The sequence below is a fragment of the Nocardia sp. NBC_01730 genome (assembly GCF_035920445.1).
Taxonomy (GTDB): domain Bacteria; phylum Actinomycetota; class Actinomycetes; order Mycobacteriales; family Mycobacteriaceae; genus Nocardia.
Window position 1 is genome coordinate 2,315,303 of sequence record NZ_CP109162.1, and the last position, 23,941, is coordinate 2,339,243.

Here is a 23,941-nt window from a genome sequence, read left to right on the forward strand (position 1 = left end):
AGGAGTAGCCTGCCAGCCGAATCGGTTTCTCGCAACCGATGTACCGTCCTCTGGTGGCTCGTTGATCCGGACACCTTCGACAGCTCGAGCGGGGGGTTGGCGGGCATCCGAATCGTCCGGGTCGACGGGGTCTCGGCGGCGGTGCGGACCTTGCCACGCTGGGCCCGAAACGCGACCGCGGTGCCATCGCGAACCACCGACTCTTCCGTCGCTCCGCCAGAGCCCCCTGTCTCCTTCGTCACTGTCTCGCGCCGCCCTCGGCGGGCAGTTCAGCCACACTCGACGGCACGCTCGGGCTCGGTGATCGTGCCGAACTCAACTTAACAAAACCGACTGGTCACGCAGCCCCGAGGGAGACTGATAGAAGGCCCGAACCCGGAGCTCTCCTCCCGCTGCTACGTAGGTATCTTCGCGACGCGGATGGCTGTCGACCATCCAGCTGGTTCAACACCTGTCTCATGTGCCGTTCGTCACGTGTCTCATCGTGGACGATGAAGGTTGCCTCGAGTGTGCGGAAGCGCGGAAGCGCGCTCGCAGCGGATGACGAGACGGCGGCATCAGGGGTGTCGATGAAAGGGCGACACGGCCACCGACAGCCATAGCCCGTTGCGGGCGGACAGGACATTGATTTTCGAGTCGAATAGTTTGGTCACCGAAGGTGGCGAAAGTTTCAACCACCGCAATTTTCTCTTCAAACCACACATACATACCCGAATCTTCGATATATAGGACCAGGAGAGATGCACAGCTCGCTTGCAGCGAAAGCGAAACGGGTGCCCGCAACAGGGTCGAATCTGATCTGTGAGCATTCGTCCTCGCTGGAACGATGTTCGCCATGCCGAAGCCCTATCCGGATGAGTTCCCGTCACGACGTCGGCGCTGTCGCCCGCAAGAGTCAGCGTCTTTGCAGCAGGGCTCGAAGGATTTCGTCATATCCGACGGCTGTGTGCACATCCACTCGAAGCCACCGGCATCGGAAACGGCGCGCAGCCGAGGCCGCGGCGTCGGCGAAGCCGCGTGAACTGCGCAAGCCCGGCAGGCAGTTGGAGAGAGAATGAAATCCTGCGCCAGGCCGCGGGTTCTTTCGCCGTGAACTGCCCCGAATGCCTTGCCCACCGATCCTCGATCCGGCCGGGAACAGTATCCATGTGGCGGTGACCTGCCGGGTTCTGAGCTTCACCACGCGAGGCTGCTATCCCAGTGTGGTCGCGATGATGCACCCCTGATCGACAGGACCCGCGATTTCCATCATGACGATCCCGCGTTCGGATATCGGTTCATCACTCACGAATTGGGTGGTCGCAGGATCTGCTCCGAGGAGAATTGGGTGTACCGATTGCGCTCACAGAAACACTTGGGGTCGGTCTTCCCGCCGACTCGGCCTTGGCAGGGCTCCGGCACCGCCGGTCCACGATAGTCTCGTCGGGCGTGAATTCACCGCGCAGGCGCCGAACCCGGTCTGGCCGACCGATATGACCGAGCCCCGCCCGAGCGAGGGCAAGCCCTGTCGATGCGCGATCGACGACTGTTACTCCAACCGTATCGTCGGCTGCTCCATCGACGACGGCATGACCGCCGCATCGGGCAGTGCCGAAGTTGCGGAGCGCGGTCGCGCTGCCCACGCCGATCGGTACATCGTGCGCTAAGAGAGTCAGGCTTGTACGGTCGTCAAGGCTCGAATATGCGTTGTCGACCAATGGATTACACGGATCGATGCGCCGAGTCGGGGCATGCGGTGGCAATGCCGCCGTGGAGTCGTTCTTCGCGCTGCCGCAACCCGACGTCCTCGACCGCAGACACTGGCCGACCCGCGAGGAACTGCGCCTGGCCATCGTCACCTGGATCGAACCGACGTACCACCGACGCCGCCTCGGACGCCTGACCCTGATCGCCTATGGGACCCGGGCTCCACTCGCGGCCTTGAACTACACCCGCCGGTCGACCGTAACGGGGACAGTCCCCGTTGCCCGCCAACTCGAATGGGACAGGCGACAGCCCGGAACAAATCTCGAATCGCCGATCATCCCCTACGGCCCAACGCCGAGTCTTTTACCGGACGGCAGCAACCTTCAGCGCCATCCGACCACAGCGCAGTTCCTGACAACGGGTCCCACACCGAGGATTCTGTGCACCGGATTCGATTTCGTCGCGACCTATGCGATCGCTTTCGGCGCCACGGTGCGATATCCGATCCTGTGCAGGATCGCACTACTGCGCCGCCGAAAGGATCAACAACATCCGAAGAGCCATCACGCTTGTGCCGGGTAGGAATCTCCATGGAGGGATAAATGCCGTCCTGAGGTCGTGACGTACCTTATCCCAGAGTTTCGCCAGCTCGGGCGACCATTCCCGGGCCTGTGCGAGGTCCGGATAGCGGCTGGGATCGAAGGATAGATCAATCTAGCGTCGGATGCCCTATGTACTCACACGATTCCATCTGATGCTGATCCAGCCGCCCTATCGCTTGGAGTCCATCGACATCGGTGCGGCAGATGTCGTACATCCCTGATTTCCTCCTCCCGAGGTCGCCCAGTCTCGGCACCACTTGGTTTCAGGTCCACAGCGGCGAAAGCTGCTCTCCAGCAGACATCTTTGAGAGGCCCCCGAAAACCGCCTCCAACGCGATCTCGTGCCGCGACCCGACTTGGGCCGGGCGCGATATCAGAACAGCTCCGTTTCGGCCGATTCACGTCAAAGCTCCTCATATCCTCGGGATGTCTGAATCACACTGTTCTTTGCATGAGGTCGAGCCCGCCGATTAGTCCGCCCATGTCCGCGCCGCCGCCCGGTCGGCCGGGGCCGCCGTGCTCGAGTGCGGGCTGCGGGCAGCCGTGGCGAGTCGTCTGCTCGATGGTTGTCCAGGGTGTGGATCCGTCCATGCCGCGGCGCCGACGTCTGCGGGGATCGACCGTCCACGGTAGGTCGTCATCGACGAGTTGCCTGCGCTCCGGTGACCGCGGGCGAGCCCCTCCCGGGCGTGCGCAGTGTCGCGGTAGGCAAATACCGGCGCGACCGGACCGAACGGCGCGACCTCGTGAGGGCCGACCGCATCGACGTTCGCGGATATGAGCAGCGTGTCACGGCATACGCCCCCGCCGCGGATCGGCGGCGACAACGTCGATCTTGTCCGGGTATTCGCTGGTGTCTCGCGCGTGGATCTGCCGCCACCCTGCGCATGGTTTTGCCAGCACTTAGCGCATAGACCTGAGGCATCGCCCTGAAGGGGTTGCCCATCGTTATGGCCGACGCAAACCGCGGCGGTAACACACCAACCGAGCGGTGAGCCTCGAGGCGGTCCCCAGCACCGCCACTGCCACCGCCACCGCCACGCGATCGGATTATCTCCCAGGATATTGAGCTTTGTTGCCGCGAAACTGAGTGGCGACTCCGGCCGGGGCGCAGGCAGGGCAATCACACGATGCGAACTGTGCATTAGGCAACTCTCGGCGAGTTGCGCTATCGTCGCAGTTCGATTTGCTGGCAAGAAGCCGGTTACTGGCTACGGAGTGTGTGCGTGCTGGAACTCGATCACTTCAGCTACGGGTGGATGACCCCCGTCCTGGCTTACATCATGTCCGTCGTCGGATCGCTGCTCGGCCTTCGGTGCGCGGTGCATGCCCGATCGTCGCGCTGGCCTACAGGCTGGCTCATCGCCGCGGCCGTTTCCCTGGGTGGCGCCGGGATCTGGGTCATGCATTTCACCGCGATGCTCGGCTTCTCCATCCACGGTGGAACCATTCGTTACAACGTGCCGATGACACTGCTCAGCGCGGCCGTGGCGATTGCGGTGGTGTGGATCGGGCTTTCTGTCGTCGTGCGCTGGCGACGGGAAGTCCTGGCGCTGCCGATCGGCGGTGCCATCACCGGGCTCGGCGTGGCCGCCATGCACTACCTAGGTATGTATGCGATGAACACCGACGCGATCGTCGGATACGAGCTCGGAACTGTGATGCTGTCACTCGTGATCGCCGTGGTCGCGGCGACCGCGGCGCTGTGGTTCATGCTGCATGTGCACGGCATCCTGGCGACCATCGGCGCGGCGCTGATCATGGGCCTCGCGGTGTGCGGCATGCATTACACCGGAATGGCATCGATGCGCGCCCAGCACGTCGGTCAGCACGGCATGCCCGACGGCGCCGACCCCATGCAGCTGCTCACACCGCTGATCATGACCGTCACCGTGGTCACCATCATGCTCGTCATTCTGGTCGGTCTTGCCGAACTCGACGAACTCGGCAAGACCGGTCCACTCCCCGAGCCTGCCCAGCCCGCATCAGTACAGCCCGCATCAGTACAGCCCGGATCGGCCCAGCCTCGATCCGCTCGGTTCGGGCCCACACAGCGCAATTCCGCCACGCTGACAACCGCTCCCGCCGATCTGCCTCGAAGCGGCCGCGAGTGGCCGCGGCGAGAACCGCCGAACCAGCGCTGACTCGTCGTCGCCACAGCCGGTCTTCGACAGACACTCGTGCCAGACATCATCGAGTTCTTCGAACCGACGGCTGCGGCAGGTCAAGGGGTCAACCGAGCCGGCGGCGGTCCGTATCGTGATGCGGTGCAGAAATTTTTGACGCCGCACGTCGGCGCCGTCAACGAGTTGACCGCGCGGTGGTGCGCTGTCGCGGGCGACGACGACTTCGTCGTCTCAGGAGCCGGGGTGTGGCCGCTACTGGCCCTGCTCGCCGCCGCGGCCGACGGACCCGCCCGGTCGGAACTGGAGGCCGCGGTCGGTGTTTCCGCCGACGCGGCGCACGCGGCGGCGCTGCGGACCCTGGACATTCTCGCCGATGCCGTCGACGTGTCGGCCACGCTCGGCATCTGGATCCGCAGAGATCTTCCGCTCCACGATGATTGGCTACACGCACTGCCCACCGGCACTGTCGATCTGCTCACCGGCCAGGCTGCACTGGACGAGTGGACGCGGCGGCACACCGGCGGGCTGATCGATCGGTTTCCCGTTCCCGTCACCTCCGAAACGCTGCTGGTCCTGGCCACAGCGCTGGCCGCAAAGACGAGCTGGCGGGTTCCGTTCCACGACACCGTCATGGTGCCGGAAGCCGGTCCGTGGCAAGGACTCCGGCTCGCCGCGCTCGCCCGCGCCGACAACGATCCGACCGATGTCGCCGTCTTGGACGGACCGCGGCCGGTGACGCGGGTGCTCGTCACCGGGCGGGCCGACGTCGATGTTCATCTGCTGGTCGGTTCCGACAGCCCCGCCGATGTGCTGGCCGTCGGATCGGCCGCGCTCGGCGGCTTGGTGCCCTACCGCACCGGGCTCGACGCAGGGCCCGTCGCGCCGGGGCTGACGATGCGGCAGGAGTTCGGCTTCGCACAGCGCGACACCCTGCATGTTCGCCTGCCACCGTTCGCGATTCGATCGAAGCACGACCTCATCGCGCGTGCCGAACTGTTCGGACTGCGCGCGGCCACCGATGCCGGCCGAGGACACTTCCCGCGAATCTCGCCGGTCCCGCTGTCGATCGAGCAGGGCGCGCAGGATGTGCTCGCCGAGTTCACGCGCGATGGGTTCGAGGCCACCGCCGTCACCGCGCTGATGGCGGCACCCGGTGCGGCGCCTGCGAGTCCTTCGCGGCGCCACACCACTGTGCTGGAGGTGACCTTCGACCGCCCGTTCGGCTTCCTCGCCGTCCACCGCCCGACCGGGCTGGCTGTCGCCGCGGGCTGGGTCGCCAACCCCTCCGAAGCACCGTCCCCAGCTCTTGCCCCACCGCTCCCCGTGCGGTGACGAGCTCGCCGTCACGAGCGCACCGTCCTGGCAAAGTCCGCTGCCGACACTGCCCGGACCGTAGCCGATCACCCCCGCCACCGCCAAGGCAAGTCCACCACCCCAGCCGACTAGGCCACCTCGACCTGGAATGGCAGCGCCATCATCGAACCTGCTGCGCGCCGACGCGGCATGCCACGCGTGCCGACTACACCACGTCACCACCATGAAAGCGGTGACCACCACCCGCACCGATAACCAGTCGCTGGGCGGCGCGCGAGCAATCCCCGCCGACACCACCACCGTTCACATTCGGGAACCACATTCGACCGGTTTTGTGCCGTCGAGTTCTGTTCCGGGGCAGAAGATCTCGGATCCATTGAAGCGGCGGGTGGCGGTGATCCACACTCGATTGGCACCGCATCCGGCCCGGCTGCGTGCGGCCCAACTGTTCGCACTATGGGAGATAGCATGACTGCCTCAGCGCACTTTGGCTCAATTGGAAAGTCGCATTGCGTTGTCCACGTTGTTCAACACCTTTCCTCGCCTGAGCCCGGCGTGCTACCCCGGCCTGATCCCCCACAGCCCGCAGTTCATCACCTGCGGACCCCTCACTCTCCCCGTGCTTCTCGAGACCACCGCCTCGTGACCAGCGTCCGGCCGATCGGCCGGCGGAGAGCGGCTCATACGACAGCGATCGCCCGCGATGTCGCTCCGCGCATCCGACGGCACGACGGTCGGCGCGGCGATGTCCGCGTGCACGCGTGGGTGGGTGGACGCTCCGGACTCGTAAGAGGTTGTCGGGCCGCGGAACTGGCCGAACTCACGACCACACCGCAGCACGCGAAGCAGGAGTCGCGCGTTTTGGCCGTGACCGTTCCGATGTTGACATCGCCTGCTGTTGACAACATATGATGTCAAAACCTTGTTCGGCCCGATCAACTCGGTGCAAACAACACCGCGAGAGCTGTGGGCATACAGGCGCTTTGACCAATTCAGCAACGACCGTGGCAAAGGAGTCCCGATGAGGGCGAAACCATCCGCGCTGGGATATCTCCGCAAAGACGTGTCAGGTGTGTCCCAGGATTGGGACGAGGCGCAGATGCGGAGCTTGGCGAAACGGCTGGGCTACGAGCTGACCAAGACCCTGGCGTTCGGTGCCTGCACCGACAGGCCGGTGGGCCGACTTGTCGACGCCGTCCGGGACTGTGATGTCGATGCGGTCATCTCACCGAGTCTGCATCACTTCGACGACGCGGTGCCGAATGAATTGGTGGAGGTCTGCGACCTGATCACGGTGACACCGGTGCAGACTTTCTCGCGATCGGTACTGTCGCAGATCTGGGCGTAGGGCTCATTCGTCTCCCAACTACTACTTCACGATCTCGGCGTCCAGCGGTTCACCTGGAACTCCTTGTGCCGCATGGCTTTCCGTCCTCGCCCCGGTTGGGACCGAAGGATTGTTCGGCGCTTTCGCGCCGAAGCACCTGCTGCGGCGCCACCGCGCCGATCCGATTTCGTCTGATCGACCACCAGTAGCCCATCCGGCGAGGCCGGCGCCTCGGCCATGTACGAGCGGACCCGATCGCAGACCGCGGCGGCGCTCCAGCGTGTCCGGTTCGAGCGCACACAATAGCCACGAAATACGACAGTCGCGGCAGGAGAAAAGCTCGCGGCCCGCCGCATGCAGTCGACGAGCACCGATGGGCATGCCCGGTGGACGTTATCCGTCGACCGTGATGTCCGGGATCTTCTCCGCCTGTGCGATCGTCTCCGTGAGCAGATCCACCGTCTTCGTCAGCTGCTCCTCGGTGTGTTCCGAGGTGATGAAGAAGCGGAGGCGTTCCCGTCCGGCGGGGACCGCGGGCGAAGAGATCAGGCCGGAGTAGACGCCGTTCTCCAGCAGCGTGGACGAGACGTAACCGGCGCGAATCTCGCCAGGAACGACAACGGGAACGATCGGAGTGCCTTGAGAGACACCGAGATTCACGCCCCGTTCGGACAGCGCGCCATGGAACAAGCGGGCATTCGCCCACAGGCGGGCCAGGCGCTCCGGCTCCTCCTCCAGCACATCGAGTGCCGCCAGGGCGGCGCCGATGGCCGCCGGTGCGGGCGCACCGGTGAGCATGGCGACGCCCGGGGCGGACGACTTCATCGCACCGATGAGATCCGCATCGGCCGCGACGAACCCGCCGGTGCTGCCCAAGGCCTTGGACAGTGTGGCCATCCAAACGTCCACGGCATCACCGGGAAGACCGTAATGCTCGCGGATGCCATGCCCTTTGTCGCCGAATACCGCGAACGAGTGTGCCTCGTCGACCATCACCGCACAGTCGTATTCTCGTGCGATGGCGGCCAATTCGTCGATGCGGCCGATGGTGCCGTCCATGCTGTAGTGGCCTTCGAGCACTACCAGCGCACGATCGAAGCCGGCGCGTGAGGTGCGCAGCACCGACCGCAGCGACTCGGGGTCGTTGTGGCGGAAGCTGATTCGCCGCGCTCCGGACCACTGGGTGCCGGAGATGACGCTGCCGTGGATGAGCGTATCGCAGATCGCGACATCACCCTGCCTGAGCAGAAATCCGATCACGCCGGCGTTGGTGAGGTAACCGCTGGTGGTCACCATGGCGTCGCCGACACCGTAGATGTCGGCGAGGCGGCGTTCCAGCTCCTGGTAGAGCGGGATCTCTCCGGCGACGATGCGACTGGCCGACGCCGACGCACCGAACTGATCCAGCGCCCGCTTAGCGCCCTCGACCACCCGGGGATGGTTGGCCAACCCCAGGTAGTTGTAGGCGCTGAAGTTCACCAGATCGACGTCCGCAAGTCTCGGCTCCGCGACGTGGATCACCGTGTCATTCGGCCCCGTTCGGGGCAGGAACAGCGGATTCACCAGCCGAGTCTGCTCATACAGTGACGCGATCATCGCCCGCTTCTGCACGGCCGCTGCTACGTCCGGATGATCGGCGAACTGCCGCCCAGGGCCACGGTGCGGACGGGACTGCGCCACCGGCCGGACCTGTTGCGTCGGGGGCGCCGCCGCCGCGCTTCCTGAGCTGTTGCCAGCCAGCAGCTTTCGCGCCAGGTCGCGCGCCGACTCGGTCATGCTGTGTCCTCTCTCGGCATGGCCGGGGCCCTGCGTGGTGACGCCAGCTGCCGCCTCCGGGCCTGACCGGTCATGCTGTGCCCTCCCTCGGCATAGCCGGGGCCCTGCGTGGTGACACCAGCTGCCGCCTCCGGGCCTGACCGGTCATGCTGTGCCCTCCCTCGGCATAGCCGGGGCCCTGCGTGGTGACACCAGCTGCCGCCTCCGGGCCTGACCGGTCATGCCGGCACCTCGGTCACCGTCGGGGCATCGACCGGCGTGTGCGGCACTCCGCGCGATCCGGCGCCCTCGACGATCGACTCGGCGGCCTTGACGCCCGCTTGCTCCAGGTTGAACGTCCGCCCGAGCTTCAGTGAAATCAGCTCGACACCAAGAGTTTGCGTGACCAGCGAACCGAATTCGACCGCCATGAGCGAATCCAGGCCGAGCTCCGGCAAGGACACGGTCAGGTCGATCGATTCGGCGGCCACACCCATCACCGAGGCCAGCTGCTCAGCGAGCATGTGCGCGACCACCTCGTTGCGTTTGGCCTCGTCGAGGGCGACGAGCTCGGACCGCAACCGGGCCGCGGCGGAATCGTTCTGCGCCGCCGCCGCGATCATGGCCGCGATCCGGCCGGTCAGTGCCAGCTGAGGTCCCGTAGCCGCGACCCGGGGCCAGTTGATCGGGAAGATGTCGACCCGGGTGACACCGAGTCGCAGTGCCTCCTCCAGATATTGCGGCCCTTCGTCCATCTCGATCGTGTCGAATCCCGTGTTGACCAGGTACCGAGCGAGATTCTCGTCGGCCGCCGCCATTCCGGCGCCGGTCATATGGCCCCAGCCGACCGCCAGCGCGTTGACCCCCTCGCGGGCGAGGGCTTCCGCATACGCGTTCACCGCGATATTGGCCGCGGTATAGGAGTAGTGGCCGATACCACCGAATATGGCGCTGCCCGAAGAGAACAGGACGAACTGGTCCAGCTCTGCACCGGCGGCCACGACACCGGCATGCAACGATCGCGCGCCGTCGAGCTTGGGCCGGAACACCGTGGCCAAGCTGTCGCGATCCATCGCGCCGATCCGCTTGTCGTCTACTGCGCCCGCCGTGTGGAAGATGCCCTTCAGCGGATGCTCGGGACGGTGCGCCCGCGCTATCACCGCACTCACGGCTGCCGCATCGGCCACATCGACCAACTCGGTGGTCACCTCGATTCCCTGCTGATCCCAGACGACCAGCTGCTGCCTGGCCTCCTCCGTGGCGGCTCCTGCGCGTCCCAGCAGCGTCAGGCGATGAGCGCCCTTGCCTACCAGCCAGCGACCGATCGCCAGCCCGAACCCACCGAAACCGCCGGTGATCAGGTACTGAGCGTCTGGGTCGATGACGAAATCGGCGATCTGCGGGCGCACCCGCGGCGCCTCCTCGTCCATTCGCAACACGACGCGGCCGATCCGTGTGGATCGCGCCACCTCCTCGAACGCCTGGGCGACATCGGCGGTGCCGAACGTGTCGAAGGGCAGCGGCCGGTAGGTGCCGTCGTACAGTCTGCCATTGACCGCTTTGACGAAATCGAAGACCTTGTGCTGCCGCAGCTTCATCATCCGGTCGAGGTCGAACGAGAAGTACGCCACGTTCTTGTCGAAGTGCCGCAGCTCCAGGACGCCACCGAAATAGATGTCCGCCTTGCCGACCTCGATGATGCGCCCGAATTCCGCGACCGCGGCGAAATTCTTGACCACGATCTCGCCGGGAGCCGAGCTGATCACCACATCCGCGCCACGGCCGTCGGTGAGTTCGAGAACGTCGTCGACGAAGTTCAGCGACCGTGACTGCAGCGCATGGTCCGCGCCTTGGCGCAGCACGTAGGCACGGCGCTCGGGTGTGCTTGCGGTGCCGATCACCTGTGCGCCATGAAGTTTCGCGATCTGCACGGCCGCGGAGCCGACACCGCCGGCCGCGCCGTGCACGAGCACCGTCTCCCCCGGCTGCAGCCGGGCCAGTTCCAGCAGCGCGTGCTCGGCAGCGACGAACGAGGTCGAACTGCTGCACCGACCGGGTTCGAAACCGTCACCGACGCGCCAGACCAGATCCACACTGAGAGTGTTGAACCGGCCGATCATCCCCTTGCATGCCAAGCTGACCTTGTCACCGATCTCGAATCCGGTGACCCCCGGGCCGAGGCGGACGACGGTGCCGTCACCCTCCATGCCCGGCACGGTGCCGAAGAAGGTGTCACCGAGTTCGCGCTCGCCGAGCAAGCCGATGACTCGCAACGAGTCCTTGTAGTTGAGACCGACGGCCGCCATGCGCACCTCGACCTCGCCAGGACCGGGCTCGCGCCGATCACTTCGTCGCCAGCCCAGCCGCGAGAAGGTCCTGGTCTTGGGGATTTCCAGCCGGAAATCGGCCTCTGGATCGGTCAGCGGCTCGGCCTCTTCCAGCACGTCCAGACGATCCTGCAGCGTCCGGCTCACCACAGTGGTCCAGCGCACACCGTTGCGCAGGAATACCTCATCGGCATGGTCGAAACCGAAGGCTCCCGGAATGGTCAGTTCCGCTCCGAGATCCGCGTCGGCGATGTCGGATTCGACGTCGATCAGCCGCCACCGCAACCGAGTCTGCTCATTGAGCAGGGCACGCCGGGCACCGGCCAGCGCGGCATGGCTCGGATTCGGTGCGACATCACCCTCGGGGTGCGTGTAGGCGTGCTCAGTCACCAAAGAGGCATAGAAGGTGCCGTCGCCAAGGACATCCCGGTCAGAACCCTCCTCCATCAGCCAGGCGTCGAGGAAATTCTCGGCGGTCGAGTCGAGGAAATGTTCCGCTGCCAGCGCAATCCGGCGCAGAGTCCAGAGGTTGTCCATATCGTCGTAGCTCGAGCCGGCAACTATCACAAGATGCAGACGATCGACGCCTGGGAGCGCCATTGCCGCCCGAAAGCTTTCGGATACTACCGATTCCAGATCCTCGCGGGATGGATCACCGGTGACGATCAGAGCCGGAACCTCCGCAGCGACGTCGGAGCTGGTGATCCGGACGATCTGCTCGGCACGCGCGGTGGCTGCGAAGCCCATCGCGACGACCACGGTGAACAGACCGTCCGTCGTCGGGAGCGCGGCGCGATCGATAGGATCGCGCATCTCCCAGCGGTCTTCGTAGAAGAAGTCGATCATGCGCTGCATCGGGCCGGGTCGCGGTGCGATCGATCCGAACGTCATCCCGACGATCTGCATGCACAGATTGTGGTCGGCGTCGAGCAGGTCGATATCCGCTGTCGGCTCGTCCGTCGTGTCGAGGCGGGCCACCACGGTGACCCTCTCGGGCAGCGATGCGAACAACCGCACCGCGCCGGCCGCGACCGGAACCATCGCACCGTCCTGCCTACCGCCGGTACCCGCGAGCAAAGCGGCCACGCTCTGCAGCGCGGCGTCGACGACCGCAGGATGCGCTGGATGTCGGGCGTGGCCGGCGATGGTGCCGTCCAGAGTGCTGACGACCGTGGAGCCAGAGACTCGGATCGAGGTCGCGCGGCGGAAGGTGGGCCCGTAGTCGAGTCCGTGCGCCGCAAGGCCGGCGTAGAAATCGACGGGATCGATCTCGAGCATCGAACCATCGTCGGGCACATCGATCTTGGCCGGTTCGTAAACGCCCTCCACAAGCCGTCCGACAGCATTGATCGTCCAGACCGAACCCGCCACGCCGCGCGATCGAATGGTGAAGCGCCGGGTCGACTCCTCGAGGTCGAACTCCATGATCGGCGTCTCGCCCTCATCGATGATCAGCGGTGCGACAAAGCGCAGGTCTTCGACCGCCACGCACGCGGACTCGGTCCGCAGCACCGCCACGCTGAGTGCCGCATCCACATAGGCTGCACCGGGCAGGATCCGCGATCCGCCGACCACATGGTCGGCCAGCCACGGCAGCGATTCGATACCCAGCTCGAGCCGCCAGATCGAGGCGTCGTCGGGATCCTGGTCGCCCAGCATCGGATACGCGTTCGGCGTGCCGTGCCGCTTGAGCTGGTACGCCGGAATGTCGCTGCGCAGATGGGTTCGCTGCCACGGGTAGACCGGCAGATCGATATGCCGTGTCGGGGAAGGCAGATCGACGAACAGCGCATCGATATCGAGCGCTCCGGCGCTGTACAGGCCGCCGATGGTCTGTCGGATGCTGTCGACATCGGGCTGCTTGCGGTTGAGGGTGGCTACCGTCGATCCGGTTTCGCCTGCGGCGATGAGGATTTCGCGGATGTTCGCGCCCAGGACCGGATGCGGGCCGACCTCGAGGAACACGCGACTGCCCGCACGCACGAGTTCGGTGATCGCGTCGGCGAAGCGCACCGCCTGCCGAACGTTTCCGCACCAGTACTCGGCATCCCAATCCGCCTCGGTGACGCGCGCACCGGTGACGGTGGAGTACAACGGGATTCGCGGCTCCGACAACCGCATATCCGCCAGAACGAAGCGCAGCTCGTCCAGGATGGGATCCATCAGATGACTGTGGTACGGCACCTCGACCTGTAGTCGACGCGCAAAAACGCCTTGTTCCGTGAGCGACTCCGCGATCTCGTCCAGGCGGGATACATCACCGGCGATGGTGACCGCCGACGGACTGTTGATGGCCGCGACATCGACCCGGGCGTCACCCTCGATGAGTTCCTTCGCCTGGGCGAGTGTCAGGCCCACCGCGAGCATGCCGCCGGACCCGGCGGTCGTGGCCTGCAGCCGGGCGCGGTGATAAGCGACCAGCAGGGCATCGCGCAACGACAGCATGCCGGTCACATAGGCGGCCGACACCTCCCCGACACTGTGCCCGACAATCGCAGCAGGCTTGATGCCGAGTTCCTCCAGCATGGCGTAAAGCGACACCTGCACGAGAAAATTCGCGGGCTGCGCGACCGCGGTGGTGGTGACGCGCGACTCCTCCTCAGGCCGCAACAATTCCTCGACGATCGACCAGCCGGCGACTTCCCGGAACACTGCATCGATGCGCTTCGCCTCCGCGGCAAAAGTACCGCAGGCCTGCAGGAGATCGCGGCCCATCGCCCACCACTGCGGACCCATACCAGTGAACACGAATACCGGCTCGGGCACCTTGCGGGCGACGGTCCGGCTCACCCGGCCCGCGCCGCCCGCGAATTCGACTAACCCGCGCACCAATTCGATGTCGTCTCCGAAGGGGATCCCCGCACGGAGCAGATGGTGATTGCGCCGGGTCCACGCCGCCTCCGCGAGGCGCCCCGGGTCGGCGCCGTCGGCGATGCGCTCGGCGAAACCGCGGGCGAGATCTCGCGCGGCCTGTTCACTGCGGGCCGAAATTGGCAGCACCCCATAGTGTTTCGGCTGCCTATCGGACGCCTCCTGCGCACAGTACTCTTGCAGGATCGCGTGCGCGTTCGTGCCACCGTAGCCGAATCCGTTGACCGCGATGGTTACCCGCTCGACCTCGGGACCGACCTCCTCGGCCTCCAACTGCAGCCGGATACCGAGTTCGTCGAAGGGGATTTCCGGATTCGGGGTGTCCAGCCAGCCCTGCGGTGCGATGGTCCGTTTGGACACGGCAAGCGCCGACTTGATGACACTTGCGATACCGGACGCGGCCTCGGTGTGGCCGAGCTGAGCCTTGACCGAGCCGACGCCCAGCGGTGTGGCGCGGCCCTCGACGGCGCCATAGGCGTGGCCGATCGCCTGCAGTTCCAACGGGTCTCCGACCGGGGTTCCGGTGCCGTGCGCCTCCACATAGGTGATCTCGTGCGGCCGGATGCCGGCGCGGCGGGTCACCCGCTTCGCCAGCGCCTCCTGCGAATCGGCATTCGGCACCGTGATCGCCGTGGTGCGGCCATCTTGATTGGATCCGGTCGCCTTGACCACCGCATAGACCCGGTCACCATCGTGTTCGGCATCGGCCAGCTTCTTGAGCACCACCATGCCGGCGCCCTCACCGCGGCCGTATCCGTCAGCGGCGGCGTCGAAGGGTTTGCTGCGGCCGTCGGCGGCGAGGAAGCCGCCCTTGCACATCGAGACGAACGGCTCGGGCTCGGCCAGCACGGTCACACCACCCGCGATAGCGACCTCGCAGTCGCCGTTGTCCAGGGCCTGGCAAGCCAGGTGCAGCGCGACCAGCGATGACGAGCACGCGGTGTCGATGGTGATCGCGGGGCCGACGAGGTTGAGCGCGTACGCGATCCGGTTCGAGATCATCGTGTACGAAGCACCGACGGCGGTATGCATGTCGACGAACGGCAGCGCCGGGCCACCGACCGAAACGCCCAGCTGGTCCATGGTGAACGCGCCCACGTAGACACCCAGCGGTGCGCCGTTGACCCGCCCGGCGATCCCCGCGTCGTCGAAGGCCTCCCAGGTGACCTCCAGGACGAGTCGCTGCTGCGGATCCATCGCCGCCGCCTCGCGCGGCGAGATGCCGAAGAAGTCCGGGTCGAATGCCCACGGGTCACCGGTCATGAAAGCCGCACGCTTGGTATACATTCGGCCGGGTGTGCTTCGATTCGGGTCGTAGAAGCGGCGGTAATCCCAACGGCTCGCCGGGATTTCTATTACGCCGTCGCCCTTGCCGACGATGAATTCCCAGAAGGATTCGGGGGAATCGATGCCGCCGGCGTACCGGCAGCCGATACCGATGATTGCAATATCGGACACAAGACTTCCTCGGTCGAACTCGGAAATATTCTCCCCCCGAGGAGAATGGGAATGCGAAACGCGCTGCTGGTCCCCGGCTACGGGTCGGCACAGCGCAGTGGCTGACGAGCCACCACGTTCATCACGGGACCATTGCGGCCCAAGACCGTCTCGGCCACCGGCTCGACGCCGAAGGCACGGTAGTAGTCGACATTCGCGGCCTTACACAGTCCATACAACGGAACCGATTGCGCGTCGGACTTTTCCACGAACGATCCGAACAACGCGCGCCCGACACCGCTGCGCTGCAGCCCGGGGTCGCAGCCCAGATAGACACAGCACAAATGAGGTTCCGCGGGTGCCGCCTGCTCGAGGGCGGTGTCCACGGCAATCCCGCGTCGCGTCGCGGTCCCCATAGCGAACAGCAGCCGCACACCCAGGACGAGCTCGCGCCAGGCATTTGTCCGGTATCCGGCCGGATACCACAGCAACACACCGGCCAACTCGTCGTCGACGATGGCCACCTCAGCACCGCCCGCAGGCAGGAAACGGTGCTCGATCAACATTCGCAACATCCGCGGAGCACGACGATGACGCGATCTCTCATCCGGGAAGACGAAGTCCTCGATCGGATCGTCATGGGCGAAGGCGTCACTGAGCACACGCACCATATCGGTCACATCGTCGCGCGAGGCCGGCCGCACGACCAGCCTGTTCGGCTGCTCCAAAGTTGTTTGTCCCTCACATCATCTCGATTACCGGACTTCACCGGCTGCTCACAGGTGAAGCTACCGACCAGTAGACTACATGAACCAATACATCGTGTTGTTGGTCAGTAACGTGCAATGCGCAACACGTTCCAACGTTGCCCTGCGCGGCAGTCTTGAATACGGCGCGTCACACTGCAAGCCTCAGCCCCGCCACGTCTGGGAACAAGATTCCATTTCTACCAGCACTTTCCGACGAATCGGGCATTTCAGACCAGATCGAAATGCTATCAATTCTTCGCATCAGGCCGCCTTAGCCCAAGCCGGGCGACTCCGCTGCGACGGCGCCCACCCCTACTTCGCCGCGCCGACTGCCCACCCCTGGACGCCGTCCAGGATGCCTCGGCGCGCCCTCGCGGGATTCACGGTTCCGCGAGCTACGGTCAATCCACCTCCAGCAGATCCTCGCTCGGCCGAACGGCGTCACGGGAGACCGGAACCGGTCTGCGGCACGGCGGCGCATTGCCTGCGCGAAGGAGCGAGCCATGGCGTTCCTCGACCCGCGTCCGCCCGCGACGGGCCGACCCGGCGAAATGTTCTCGCGCGCCGAACTCGCGGCTAACCAAGGGCATCCGGGTTTGCTGCGACGGGAGGCCAACCAAGCCGCGACCCGCTGCCCGAGCTGCGGATGGCTGCCCGACGATGAACGGCAACGAGCCAGACAACGCCAAGACCTCACGGTCACCTGGCTCTACCCCGACCCTGACAGACCCGAGGAACTGCTCACCCGGCAGCATTGCGAGCGATGCCAGCCCATCCGGCGCCCGGTCGGGCTCGACTGCGTCATCTGCGGCGACGGTCCACTGCTCTACGGGGACTCGACCGTGGCCGCCGAGTCCGGTGAGCTGTCCGACACCGTCCGTCGATGGCTCAACAGAGAGGGCTGACAGGTGATCGACGCAGTGCTGTACTGCCCCAGCTGCGAGCCGCGGTAACCCTCCGCATTCGACGGTCTGTGCCCACAACCCCCAAGACCCCGCTCGCACCGCAGGCAATTCGTCGGCCGCAGCGCAAGCCCGGTCAGGCGGTGAGCCGCTGCCGGATCCAGCCGCGGGGTCGGCGAGCGGGTTCAGCGGGCGAAAGCCACTTCCGGAGTGCGCGCGATGAGCAGCCGCCGCACCTTGCCGTCGGCGTCCAGTTGCGCCGATGCGTTGAACGACGCCTCGAATGCCCCCGCCCTGGTGGTCCGGCCCAGCACCAGCTCATGCTCGCCAACCACCGCACCGACGTCGATGTGATGCACGAGGGTGCTCTTCTCCCGCTGCGCCAGGTAGCCGACCAGCCCGCTCCGGTCCCCCACGAACTCGGCGCTTTTCCCGCCCCCCTGCGAGAACTGCACCGACATCGCGAAGTCGTCGGAGATCATGTCCAACACCCGGTCCGGGTCGTCGGAATCCATGTATTCGAACCACCGAGCAAGCACCGGCACCATCGTTGCCGTCATCGCCGGGCCCCTTTGCTCGTGGACGGTGTCGGCAGCAGCGCGAAGTCCGCGCTGAACGAGACCTGGTAGCGATCGACTCGACCGTCGGCGCCGATGTGCATCACGCCGACGAAGTATCCGGTGGTGACGGCGTCGTGCTCAATGACCGCGCCGTGCGCGAACTGCACATCACCGTCGGCGGCCACCCGCAGCAGCCGGTGTTTGCGGTTCACCTCAGGCCTGCCGCTCAGATATTCGAACATGGCCGAGCGACCACGGCCGCGGTTGACGCCGGTGGGCAGGATCATCGCGAATTCGACATCCTCCGCCAACATCGCCACCGCGTCTCGCAGCCGGCCACTGTCGACCGTCGCGTAGTAGCCCTCGATCACGTACCTCATGAAATGAACTTAGTTCAATAAACCTCTTCTTGTCGAGGACCCGAACGGTTACCCTCGACGTTATCGAACTGAACTCAACTCGACCGGAGAACCATGCCCTCGACATCAGTCGCCACCGCCGAAGTTCCCTGGCCTCGTTCGGAACCGGCCGCGTTGTCACCCGACCCTGAGCAGACGGCCCTGCGTGACTCACTCCGGGCCCTGCTGGAGAAACACAGCGGCATGGCACAGGTGCGCGCAGCGGCCTCGTCCGATCGCGGCTACTCGCCGAAGCTGTGGCAGCTACTCGTCGACGACATGTCGGTGGCCGGCCTCGCGATCCCCGAGGAACGCGGCGGCCTCGGCTACAGCACGGCAGAGCTCGCGATCGTCCTCGAAGAATGCGGGCGGGCGCTGGTATGCGAGCCCGTATTCAGCTCGGCAGTCCTCGGCGCGCAGGCGCTGCTGCTGGCCGACCCCGCCGACGACCCACTTCCGGACGTGTTCGCAGGACGCTCCTTGGCGACGGTCAGCGCACTCGATTCCGACACCGACGATCTGCGGGCGCAACGCTCCACGGGGGGATGGTCGGTCGACGGCACGGTCACCCACCTGACGGGCGGCGGTACCGCCGACGTGATCGTGGCATCCGCGCACAGCCCCGATGGACGCCGGTTGTTCGCCCTGCGACCCGGCGTGGACGCGGTGCGAACAGAACGACAAGTGCTCGATCCGACCCGGAGACAAGCGGATGTGACGGTGCGCCGCTGTCCGGCCGTCGTTCTCACGGAGCCGGATACGACCGAGGCGGTCACATCGCGGCTGCGTGACCTGGCGACGCTGGCCCTGGCCTGCGAGAACACCGGCATCGTTGATCGACTGCTCGAGCTGACGGTGGAGTACACCCGAACTCGTCACCAATTCGGTCGTCCCATCGCGTCCTTTCAGGCCGTGAAGCACCGGTTGGCCGATCTACTCGTCCTGCTCGAACGTGCCCGATCGGCATCCCGGTACGCCGCCGCCGTCTACGCCGGGGATCCCGATTCGGCACGCTTGGCCGTCGCGGTGGCGGGCGCCGTGTGCACCGAAGCGGCCGTGCAGGCCGCGGCGGAGGCTGTCCAGTTACACGGCGGTGTCGGCTTCACCTGGGAGCACCCTGCCCACTCCTACTTTCGCAGGGCGCTGGGAAACGAAGCGGCACAGGGCGATGCACGTATGCACCGTGCCAGGATCGCCACCTTGATCGGCCTATGAGCAGCGCAGACCGACAAGCGGGAAACGGGCAATCACTCCCGTATTGACGGCTGCCGCTCCGGCCGGTACAACTGAAGTGAATCCAGTTCAATAACTTGAAAGAGGTCAAGATGGTTGACACCGACCACATCGTGCTCGAGAAGGACGGCGATGTCGCCCGCGTGTGGCTCAATCGCCCACACAAGAAGAACGCCGTCACCGTGGAACTGCTGCACCGGCTCGACGAGATCATCGTGGAGGTCGACAACGACCCCAATCTGAAGGTCCTCGTCCTGCGCGGCCGCGCGAACACCTTCTGCTCGGGCTTCGACCTCGACGAATTGCGCGACAACTACGTCGGCAAGACCAATGCGATGGACGTCGCGGTGCTCTCGGCCAAAGTGTGCGATCGCCTGTACTCGATGAACACCCCCTCGGTGGCGGTGTTGGAGGGATATGTCACCGCGGGCGGGTTCGAGCTGATGATCTCCTGCGATTTCGCGGTCGCCGCCGACGACGCGAAGATCGGCGACTTCCACATCCGGCGAGCACTGTTCGGTGGCGCGGGCCCGATCTATCGCTTGCCCCGGATGATCGGCATTCGCAAGACCAAGGAACTGATGCTGACCGGAAAGCTGCTGTCCGGCAAGGAAGCCGTCGAATTCGATCTCATCAACGCCTCGGCCCCGGCGGACGAGCTCGACCGGCTGGTGGCCGATTTCATCGCTCCGATCGTCGACAAGAGCCCGTTCGCGATGAAGCTCACCAAGATGACCATCGACCGCGGCCTGGACGCCGATATCCAGTCGCTCATGGTGATGGAGCACCTGGCCGTCGGCAACGCTCTCCAGTCCGAGGACGCGCGCGAGGGTGTGAACGCCTTCCTGGAGAAGCGCGAACCCAAGTGGGTCGGTCGCTGATTCTCGGTCTCTCGGGCGACGTCGGAAGGAAAAGACATGGGTGAGCTAGCGACTCCAGTACTGGAAGGGAGCAAATGCACAGTGTGCGGCACGGTCGGCTATCCGGCGAGTACGGTATGCGCCCGCTGTGCCAAGCCGACGGCCATCCCGCTGGCGCTGAGCGGCGAGGGTGTGGTCTGGGCCTACACCGTGCAGCGGTTCCCGCCGAAATCGCCACCGTATGCCGTTCCCGCCGAAGGCTTTTCGCCATTCGCGGTCGGATACGTCGAACTTCCCGAGGGGATCAAGGTCGAAGCGGTACTCGACTGCGCGGACTTCGCCGATCTGTACCGGGCGCCGGTGCGACTCGTCGCGGTGGCACCGGTGCCCCGATTCACCACCACATCATCCACTCTGCGGAGCGAGGCCCGGTGACACAGCCAGTTTCGATCATCGGTAGCGGACTGTCCCGGTTCGGCAGACAACCCGGCGTCACCGGTCGGCAGATGGCGGTGACCGCGATCGACACCGCGCTCGATGACGCGGGTCTGACATGGCCGGATATCGAGGTCGCCTTCGGCGGCAGCGACGGCTCGGGGCTTGCCGACACCCTCGTCGCCGAACTGGGTTTCACCGGAATACCGTTCACCAACGTCAGAAACGGCTGCGCCACCGGTGGCAGCGCCCTGTTCTCGGCGGTCAACGCGGTGCGCTCCGGTGTCGCCGAAATAGCGCTGGCCGTCGGCTTCGACAAACACCCGCGCGGAGCGTTCGACCCCAGGCCGGCCGACTGGGGTCTGCCTGAGGGATACGGCGCGGCCGGGCTGATGGTCACCACTCAATTCTTCGGCGCCAAGATCGGCCGCTACCTGCGCGAACACGGGATCTCCTCCGCCACCCTGGCAAAGGTCGCCGAGAAGGCCTACCGCAACGGCAGCCGCAACCCCAACGCCTGGCGACAAGAGCCGATCTCGGCGGAACAGATCGCCGCCGCGGAAATGGTGAACGATCCGCTGACCAAGTACATGTTCTGTTCCCCGGGTGAAGGGGGCGCGGCGGTGATCGTCGCCGGTGCGTCGGTGGTGCGACGACTCGGCGGGCGACCGGTTCACTTGCGCGCGATCAGTCATCGCACGCGCCGGTTCGGCTCCTTCGAGGTCTTCAGTCCCGCGATCCAGGGTACGGGCGAGCCGACCAGCGTGAGCGCCGACGCGGCCGCAGCGGCGTTCGAACAGGCCGGGATCGGACCGGGCGACATCGATGTCGCCCAGCTACAGGACACCGAGAGTGGTGCGGAGGTCATGCATATGGCCGAGTGCGGCTTCTGCGCGCATGGCGAGCAGGAGGCGATGATCGCCGCGGGTGCCACCGAAATCGGCGGCCGGCTACCGGTCAACACCGACGGCGGCTGCATCGCCAACGGCGAGCCCATCGGCGCCTCGGGGCTGCGTCAGGTGCACGAGATAGTCACTCAGTTACGTGGTGAAGCGGGTGCGCGGCAGGTGCCCGGGGCTCCGAAGGTCGGGTTCACCCATGTATACGGGGCGCCCGGTATCAGTGCCTGCACCGTCCTTTCGGTATGAGCCGAGCATGTCCATTCGAGGTGACACAGTGACCGCACACACTCTTCCCGACCTCGCCCGGTTCACCGGCGAGGCCCGCGCATGGCTGCGTGGCGTCGCCGCGCCACGCACCGCGTCCGCATGGGGCCAGGGACCGGATTCGGTCGCCGTCTTCGAGAACTGGACCGCCGAGGAAGAACACGTCCACACCGACCGGATCCGTGCGTACGAACGGTCCAAGTTCGATGCCGGGTGGGGAGCCTTGAACTGGCCGACGAACTACGGCGGCCGCGAGCTGCCCCTGTCGTACGTCCTCGCCTTCCGGCGGGCAGAAGACGAATTCGACGTGCCGCGGCGTACCGAGATGTTCTCGGTGACACAGCAATTGGTCGCTCCCACCATCGAGCAGTGGGGCACCGGCGAGCAGAAGGCACGCTATGTCCGCGCCATGCTGCGGACCGATATCATCGCCTGCCAGCTCTTCTCCGAAACCGAGGCCGGATCCGATCTGGCGGCGGTTCGCACTCGCGCGATCCAGAACGCCGACGGAACCTGGACGATCGACGGTCACAAAGTGTGGACCTCGGGCGCACGAGTCGCCGATATCGGTGTCGCGGTATGCCGCACCGATCCGTCCGCGGCCAAACACGCGGGCCTGACCGTATTCCTGGTTCCGATGGACGCACCAGGGGTCACGATCCGCCCGATCCGGCAGATGACCGGTGGGAGTTCGTTCAACGAGGTGTATCTGGACGGTGTCCAGGTCGACGACGACCACCGCCTCGGACCGGCCGGCAAGGGCTGGCCGGTCGCGCTCACCGTGCTGGCCGCCGAACGCCTCGACGGCGCCAACCTCGGCCTGGCGAACGCCGATCATGCAGTCGCCCTGGCGCGGCATCTGGGACGTGGCCTGACCGATCTCGAGCGAGACCGGGTCGCCGATCTGGTCACCCGCAGCTATCTGCAACGGGTCGCCGCCATGCGGGTCGCCGCGGCCATGCTCGCTGGCCAGGACCCTGGGCCCGAGGCGTCGATCGGGAAACTGCTGGCCACCGACACCATGGCCCGGACTTCGGAGGTGGCGCGGCTGCTGCTCGGACGCGACCTGACCACGGACTCCGGTAGGTGGGGCACCTTCGCGTGGACCGAGCACGTCCTCGGGGCGCCCGGCTATCGGATCGCCGGCGGCACCGACGAGATCCAGCACAACATCATCGCCGAGCGAGTGCTCGGCCTGCCCAAGGAGCCGCGCTGATGAGCACGACGGTGGAAGAACGCGTCCGGGACCGGTTGCGCGCCGACCGCGATGTCGCGGTCACGACGTTCGAGCCATTGTCCGGCGGCCACTCTGGGCTGACCTATCGGGTTGCCGCGACCGACGGATCGTATGTGGTCAAGGCGGTGCCCGAGGGGCGTAAACCGATCGGCCGTCACGACATGCTGCGCCAAGCCCGCGTCATGCAGGCGCTGGCCGGGACCTCGGTCCCGGTACCGCGCATCGTCGCGGTCGATGATCACGAACCGGCTTGGTTCGCTATGGAATTCGTGGTCGGCGAGTCGCTGGAACCGGTGCTGGACGATCCTGCCGTCGAGCCCGGGCTGGCAGCGGCCCGGATGCGATGCGCCGCCGCGGTGCTGCCCCGACTGCACGCCGTCGACCCGGCCACCGTCCCCGGCGTCGAGACACCTCTCACCCCGGCCGACGAACTAGCCCGCTGGGCGCGCACGCTGGGCGCCGTTCCCGCCGACTTGGTCGCAGGCGGCGAACGGCTGCTCGACCTGCTCGGACGACAAATCCCCGAACCGGTGAGACCGGCGCTGGTGCACGGTGACTACCGGCTCGGCAACATCATCTCCGACGGCATCGAACCGGTCGCGCTGATCGACTGGGAGATCTGGAGCGCGGGCGATCCGCGGGTCGAGCTGGGGTGGTTCCTCGTCTTCGCCGACGGCAGCAACTTTCCCGGTGTCGGCCGCGAAGTCCCAGGGTTGCCCGGTGCACCGGAACTGGTGGACCTGTACCGCAACGGCGGGCCCGCACTGACAGAGCTGTCCTGGTTCGACGCGCTGGGCCGACTCAAGATGGCCGCGATCATGGGCCACAACCTGCGGCGGCACCGGGAAGGCAGGCACTACGACCCGGACCAGGAGAAGCTGCCCGCCACCATCAACCGCCTCATCGAGACCGGAACCGCGCTACTCGCCGGTTAACGTCCACTCCCCAGTTCAGGA

16 protein-coding genes and 1 pseudogene are annotated in these 23,941 nt (G+C 65.9%); 12 read left to right on the forward strand and 5 right to left on the reverse strand.

Annotated features, from left to right (window positions below; all coding sequences use genetic code 11):
• Positions 1-835: 835 nt before the first annotated feature.
• The 5 genes and pseudogenes from OHB12_RS36210 to OHB12_RS08820 form a co-directional block, all read left to right on the forward strand.
• Positions 836-1,896 (forward strand): annotated as a pseudogene (locus tag OHB12_RS36210) (IS3 family transposase); the annotation flags it as partial.
• Between the two features lie 1,618 nt (positions 1,897-3,514).
• Positions 3,515-4,432: an MHYT domain-containing protein gene (locus OHB12_RS08805; RefSeq protein ID WP_327117887.1), complete on the forward strand. Its 918-nt coding sequence runs from the start codon at positions 3,515-3,517 to the stop codon at positions 4,430-4,432.
• A gap of 36 nt (positions 4,433-4,468) precedes the next feature.
• Positions 4,469-5,746 (forward strand): serpin family protein, encoded by a 1,278-nt coding sequence (locus OHB12_RS08810; protein WP_327117889.1) that lies wholly within the window; start codon positions 4,469-4,471, stop codon positions 5,744-5,746.
• Positions 5,747-5,876: 130 nt separating this feature from the next.
• On the forward strand, positions 5,877-6,200 hold the full coding sequence (locus OHB12_RS08815) for a hypothetical protein (protein WP_327117891.1): 324 nt from the start codon (positions 5,877-5,879) through the stop codon (positions 6,198-6,200).
• 549 nt (positions 6,201-6,749) lie between these two features.
• Positions 6,750-7,076, forward strand: a complete 327-nt coding sequence (locus OHB12_RS08820; protein ID WP_327117893.1) for a hypothetical protein — start codon at positions 6,750-6,752, stop codon at positions 7,074-7,076.
• Between the two features lie 372 nt (positions 7,077-7,448).
• On the opposite strand, the gene OHB12_RS08825 is transcribed toward OHB12_RS08820, so the two are convergent.
• From OHB12_RS08825 to OHB12_RS08835, 3 genes are all read right to left on the reverse strand, one after another.
• Entirely contained in the window at positions 7,449-8,831 is a 1,383-nt protein-coding gene (locus tag OHB12_RS08825) for an aminotransferase class I/II-fold pyridoxal phosphate-dependent enzyme (protein ID WP_327117895.1), read from the reverse strand.
• A 218-nt stretch (positions 8,832-9,049) separates the two neighbouring features.
• Complete coding sequence (locus OHB12_RS08830) at positions 9,050-15,466, reverse strand: type I polyketide synthase (protein ID WP_327117897.1); 6,417 nt, start codon at positions 15,464-15,466, stop codon at positions 9,050-9,052.
• A 77-nt stretch (positions 15,467-15,543) separates the two neighbouring features.
• The gene (locus OHB12_RS08835; RefSeq protein WP_327117899.1) at positions 15,544-16,116 is read right to left on the reverse strand and encodes a GNAT family N-acetyltransferase; all 573 of its coding nucleotides are present in this window, start codon (positions 16,114-16,116) and stop codon (positions 15,544-15,546) included.
• 581 nt (positions 16,117-16,697) lie between these two features.
• On the opposite strand from OHB12_RS08835, the gene OHB12_RS08840 reads away from it, so the two are divergent.
• Positions 16,698-17,099 (forward strand): hypothetical protein, encoded by a 402-nt coding sequence (locus OHB12_RS08840; RefSeq protein ID WP_327117901.1) that lies wholly within the window; start codon positions 16,698-16,700, stop codon positions 17,097-17,099.
• A 182-nt stretch (positions 17,100-17,281) separates the two neighbouring features.
• Here the strand turns inward: OHB12_RS08840 and OHB12_RS08845 are convergent, their stop codons facing one another.
• Together OHB12_RS08845 and OHB12_RS08850 are read right to left on the reverse strand one after the other, a co-directional pair.
• Positions 17,282-17,656, reverse strand: a complete 375-nt coding sequence (locus OHB12_RS08845) for a hypothetical protein (RefSeq protein ID WP_327117902.1) — start codon at positions 17,654-17,656, stop codon at positions 17,282-17,284.
• A complete protein-coding gene (locus OHB12_RS08850; RefSeq protein WP_327117903.1) occupies positions 17,653-18,036 on the reverse strand; it encodes a nuclear transport factor 2 family protein in 384 nt (127 codons plus the stop codon). Before OHB12_RS08850 ends, OHB12_RS08845 begins: the two co-directional genes overlap by 4 nt.
• Before the next feature lie 93 nt (positions 18,037-18,129).
• On the opposite strand from OHB12_RS08850, the gene OHB12_RS08855 reads away from it, so the two are divergent.
• The 6 genes from OHB12_RS08855 to OHB12_RS08880 all read left to right on the forward strand — a co-directional run bounded on the left by OHB12_RS08855 (position 18,130) and on the right by OHB12_RS08880 (position 23,920).
• Positions 18,130-19,269 carry an acyl-CoA dehydrogenase family protein gene (locus OHB12_RS08855; protein WP_327117905.1) on the forward strand — a complete coding sequence of 380 codons (1,140 nt, stop codon included), beginning with the start codon at positions 18,130-18,132 and terminating at the stop codon, positions 19,267-19,269.
• A gap of 110 nt (positions 19,270-19,379) precedes the next feature.
• On the forward strand, positions 19,380-20,168 hold the full coding sequence (locus OHB12_RS08860; RefSeq protein ID WP_327117907.1) for an enoyl-CoA hydratase/isomerase family protein: 789 nt from the start codon (positions 19,380-19,382) through the stop codon (positions 20,166-20,168).
• Between the two features lie 36 nt (positions 20,169-20,204).
• A complete protein-coding gene (locus tag OHB12_RS08865) occupies positions 20,205-20,582 on the forward strand; it encodes a Zn-ribbon domain-containing OB-fold protein (protein ID WP_327117909.1) in 378 nt (125 codons plus the stop codon).
• Complete coding sequence (locus OHB12_RS08870; protein WP_327117911.1) at positions 20,579-21,730, forward strand: thiolase family protein; 1,152 nt, start codon at positions 20,579-20,581, stop codon at positions 21,728-21,730. Before OHB12_RS08865 ends, OHB12_RS08870 begins: the two co-directional genes overlap by 4 nt.
• A 7-nt stretch (positions 21,731-21,737) precedes the next feature.
• Positions 21,738-22,964: an acyl-CoA dehydrogenase family protein gene (locus OHB12_RS08875; RefSeq protein ID WP_327117912.1), complete on the forward strand. Its 1,227-nt coding sequence runs from the start codon at positions 21,738-21,740 to the stop codon at positions 22,962-22,964.
• The gene (locus tag OHB12_RS08880; RefSeq protein ID WP_327117913.1) at positions 22,964-23,920 is read left to right on the forward strand and encodes a phosphotransferase family protein; all 957 of its coding nucleotides are present in this window, start codon (positions 22,964-22,966) and stop codon (positions 23,918-23,920) included. The genes OHB12_RS08875 and OHB12_RS08880 overlap by 1 nt, the downstream gene beginning before the upstream one ends.
• Positions 23,921-23,941 lie beyond the last annotated feature (21 nt).

Coding starts and splice junctions, on each gene's coding strand:
- OHB12_RS08855 (WP_327117905.1), top strand. CDS start 18,130: ATGCCCTCGACATCAGTCGCCACCGCCGAAGTTCCCTGGCCTCGTTCG.
- OHB12_RS08835 (WP_327117899.1), bottom strand. CDS start 16,116: ATGGTGCGTGTGCTCAGTGACGCCTTCGCCCATGACGATCCGATCGAG.
- OHB12_RS08840 (WP_327117901.1), top strand. CDS start 16,698: ATGGCGTTCCTCGACCCGCGTCCGCCCGCGACGGGCCGACCCGGCGAA.
- OHB12_RS08820 (WP_327117893.1), top strand. CDS start 6,750: ATGAGGGCGAAACCATCCGCGCTGGGATATCTCCGCAAAGACGTGTCA.
- OHB12_RS08815 (WP_327117891.1), top strand. CDS start 5,877: ATGGCAGCGCCATCATCGAACCTGCTGCGCGCCGACGCGGCATGCCAC.
- OHB12_RS08875 (WP_327117912.1), top strand. CDS start 21,738: ATGTCCATTCGAGGTGACACAGTGACCGCACACACTCTTCCCGACCTC.
- OHB12_RS08880 (WP_327117913.1), top strand. CDS start 22,964: ATGAGCACGACGGTGGAAGAACGCGTCCGGGACCGGTTGCGCGCCGAC.
- OHB12_RS08865 (WP_327117909.1), top strand. CDS start 20,205: ATGGGTGAGCTAGCGACTCCAGTACTGGAAGGGAGCAAATGCACAGTG.
- OHB12_RS08860 (WP_327117907.1), top strand. CDS start 19,380: ATGGTTGACACCGACCACATCGTGCTCGAGAAGGACGGCGATGTCGCC.
- OHB12_RS08845 (WP_327117902.1), bottom strand. CDS start 17,656: ATGACGGCAACGATGGTGCCGGTGCTTGCTCGGTGGTTCGAATACATG.
- OHB12_RS08825 (WP_327117895.1), bottom strand. CDS start 8,831: ATGACCGAGTCGGCGCGCGACCTGGCGCGAAAGCTGCTGGCTGGCAAC.
- OHB12_RS08850 (WP_327117903.1), bottom strand. CDS start 18,036: ATGAGGTACGTGATCGAGGGCTACTACGCGACGGTCGACAGTGGCCGG.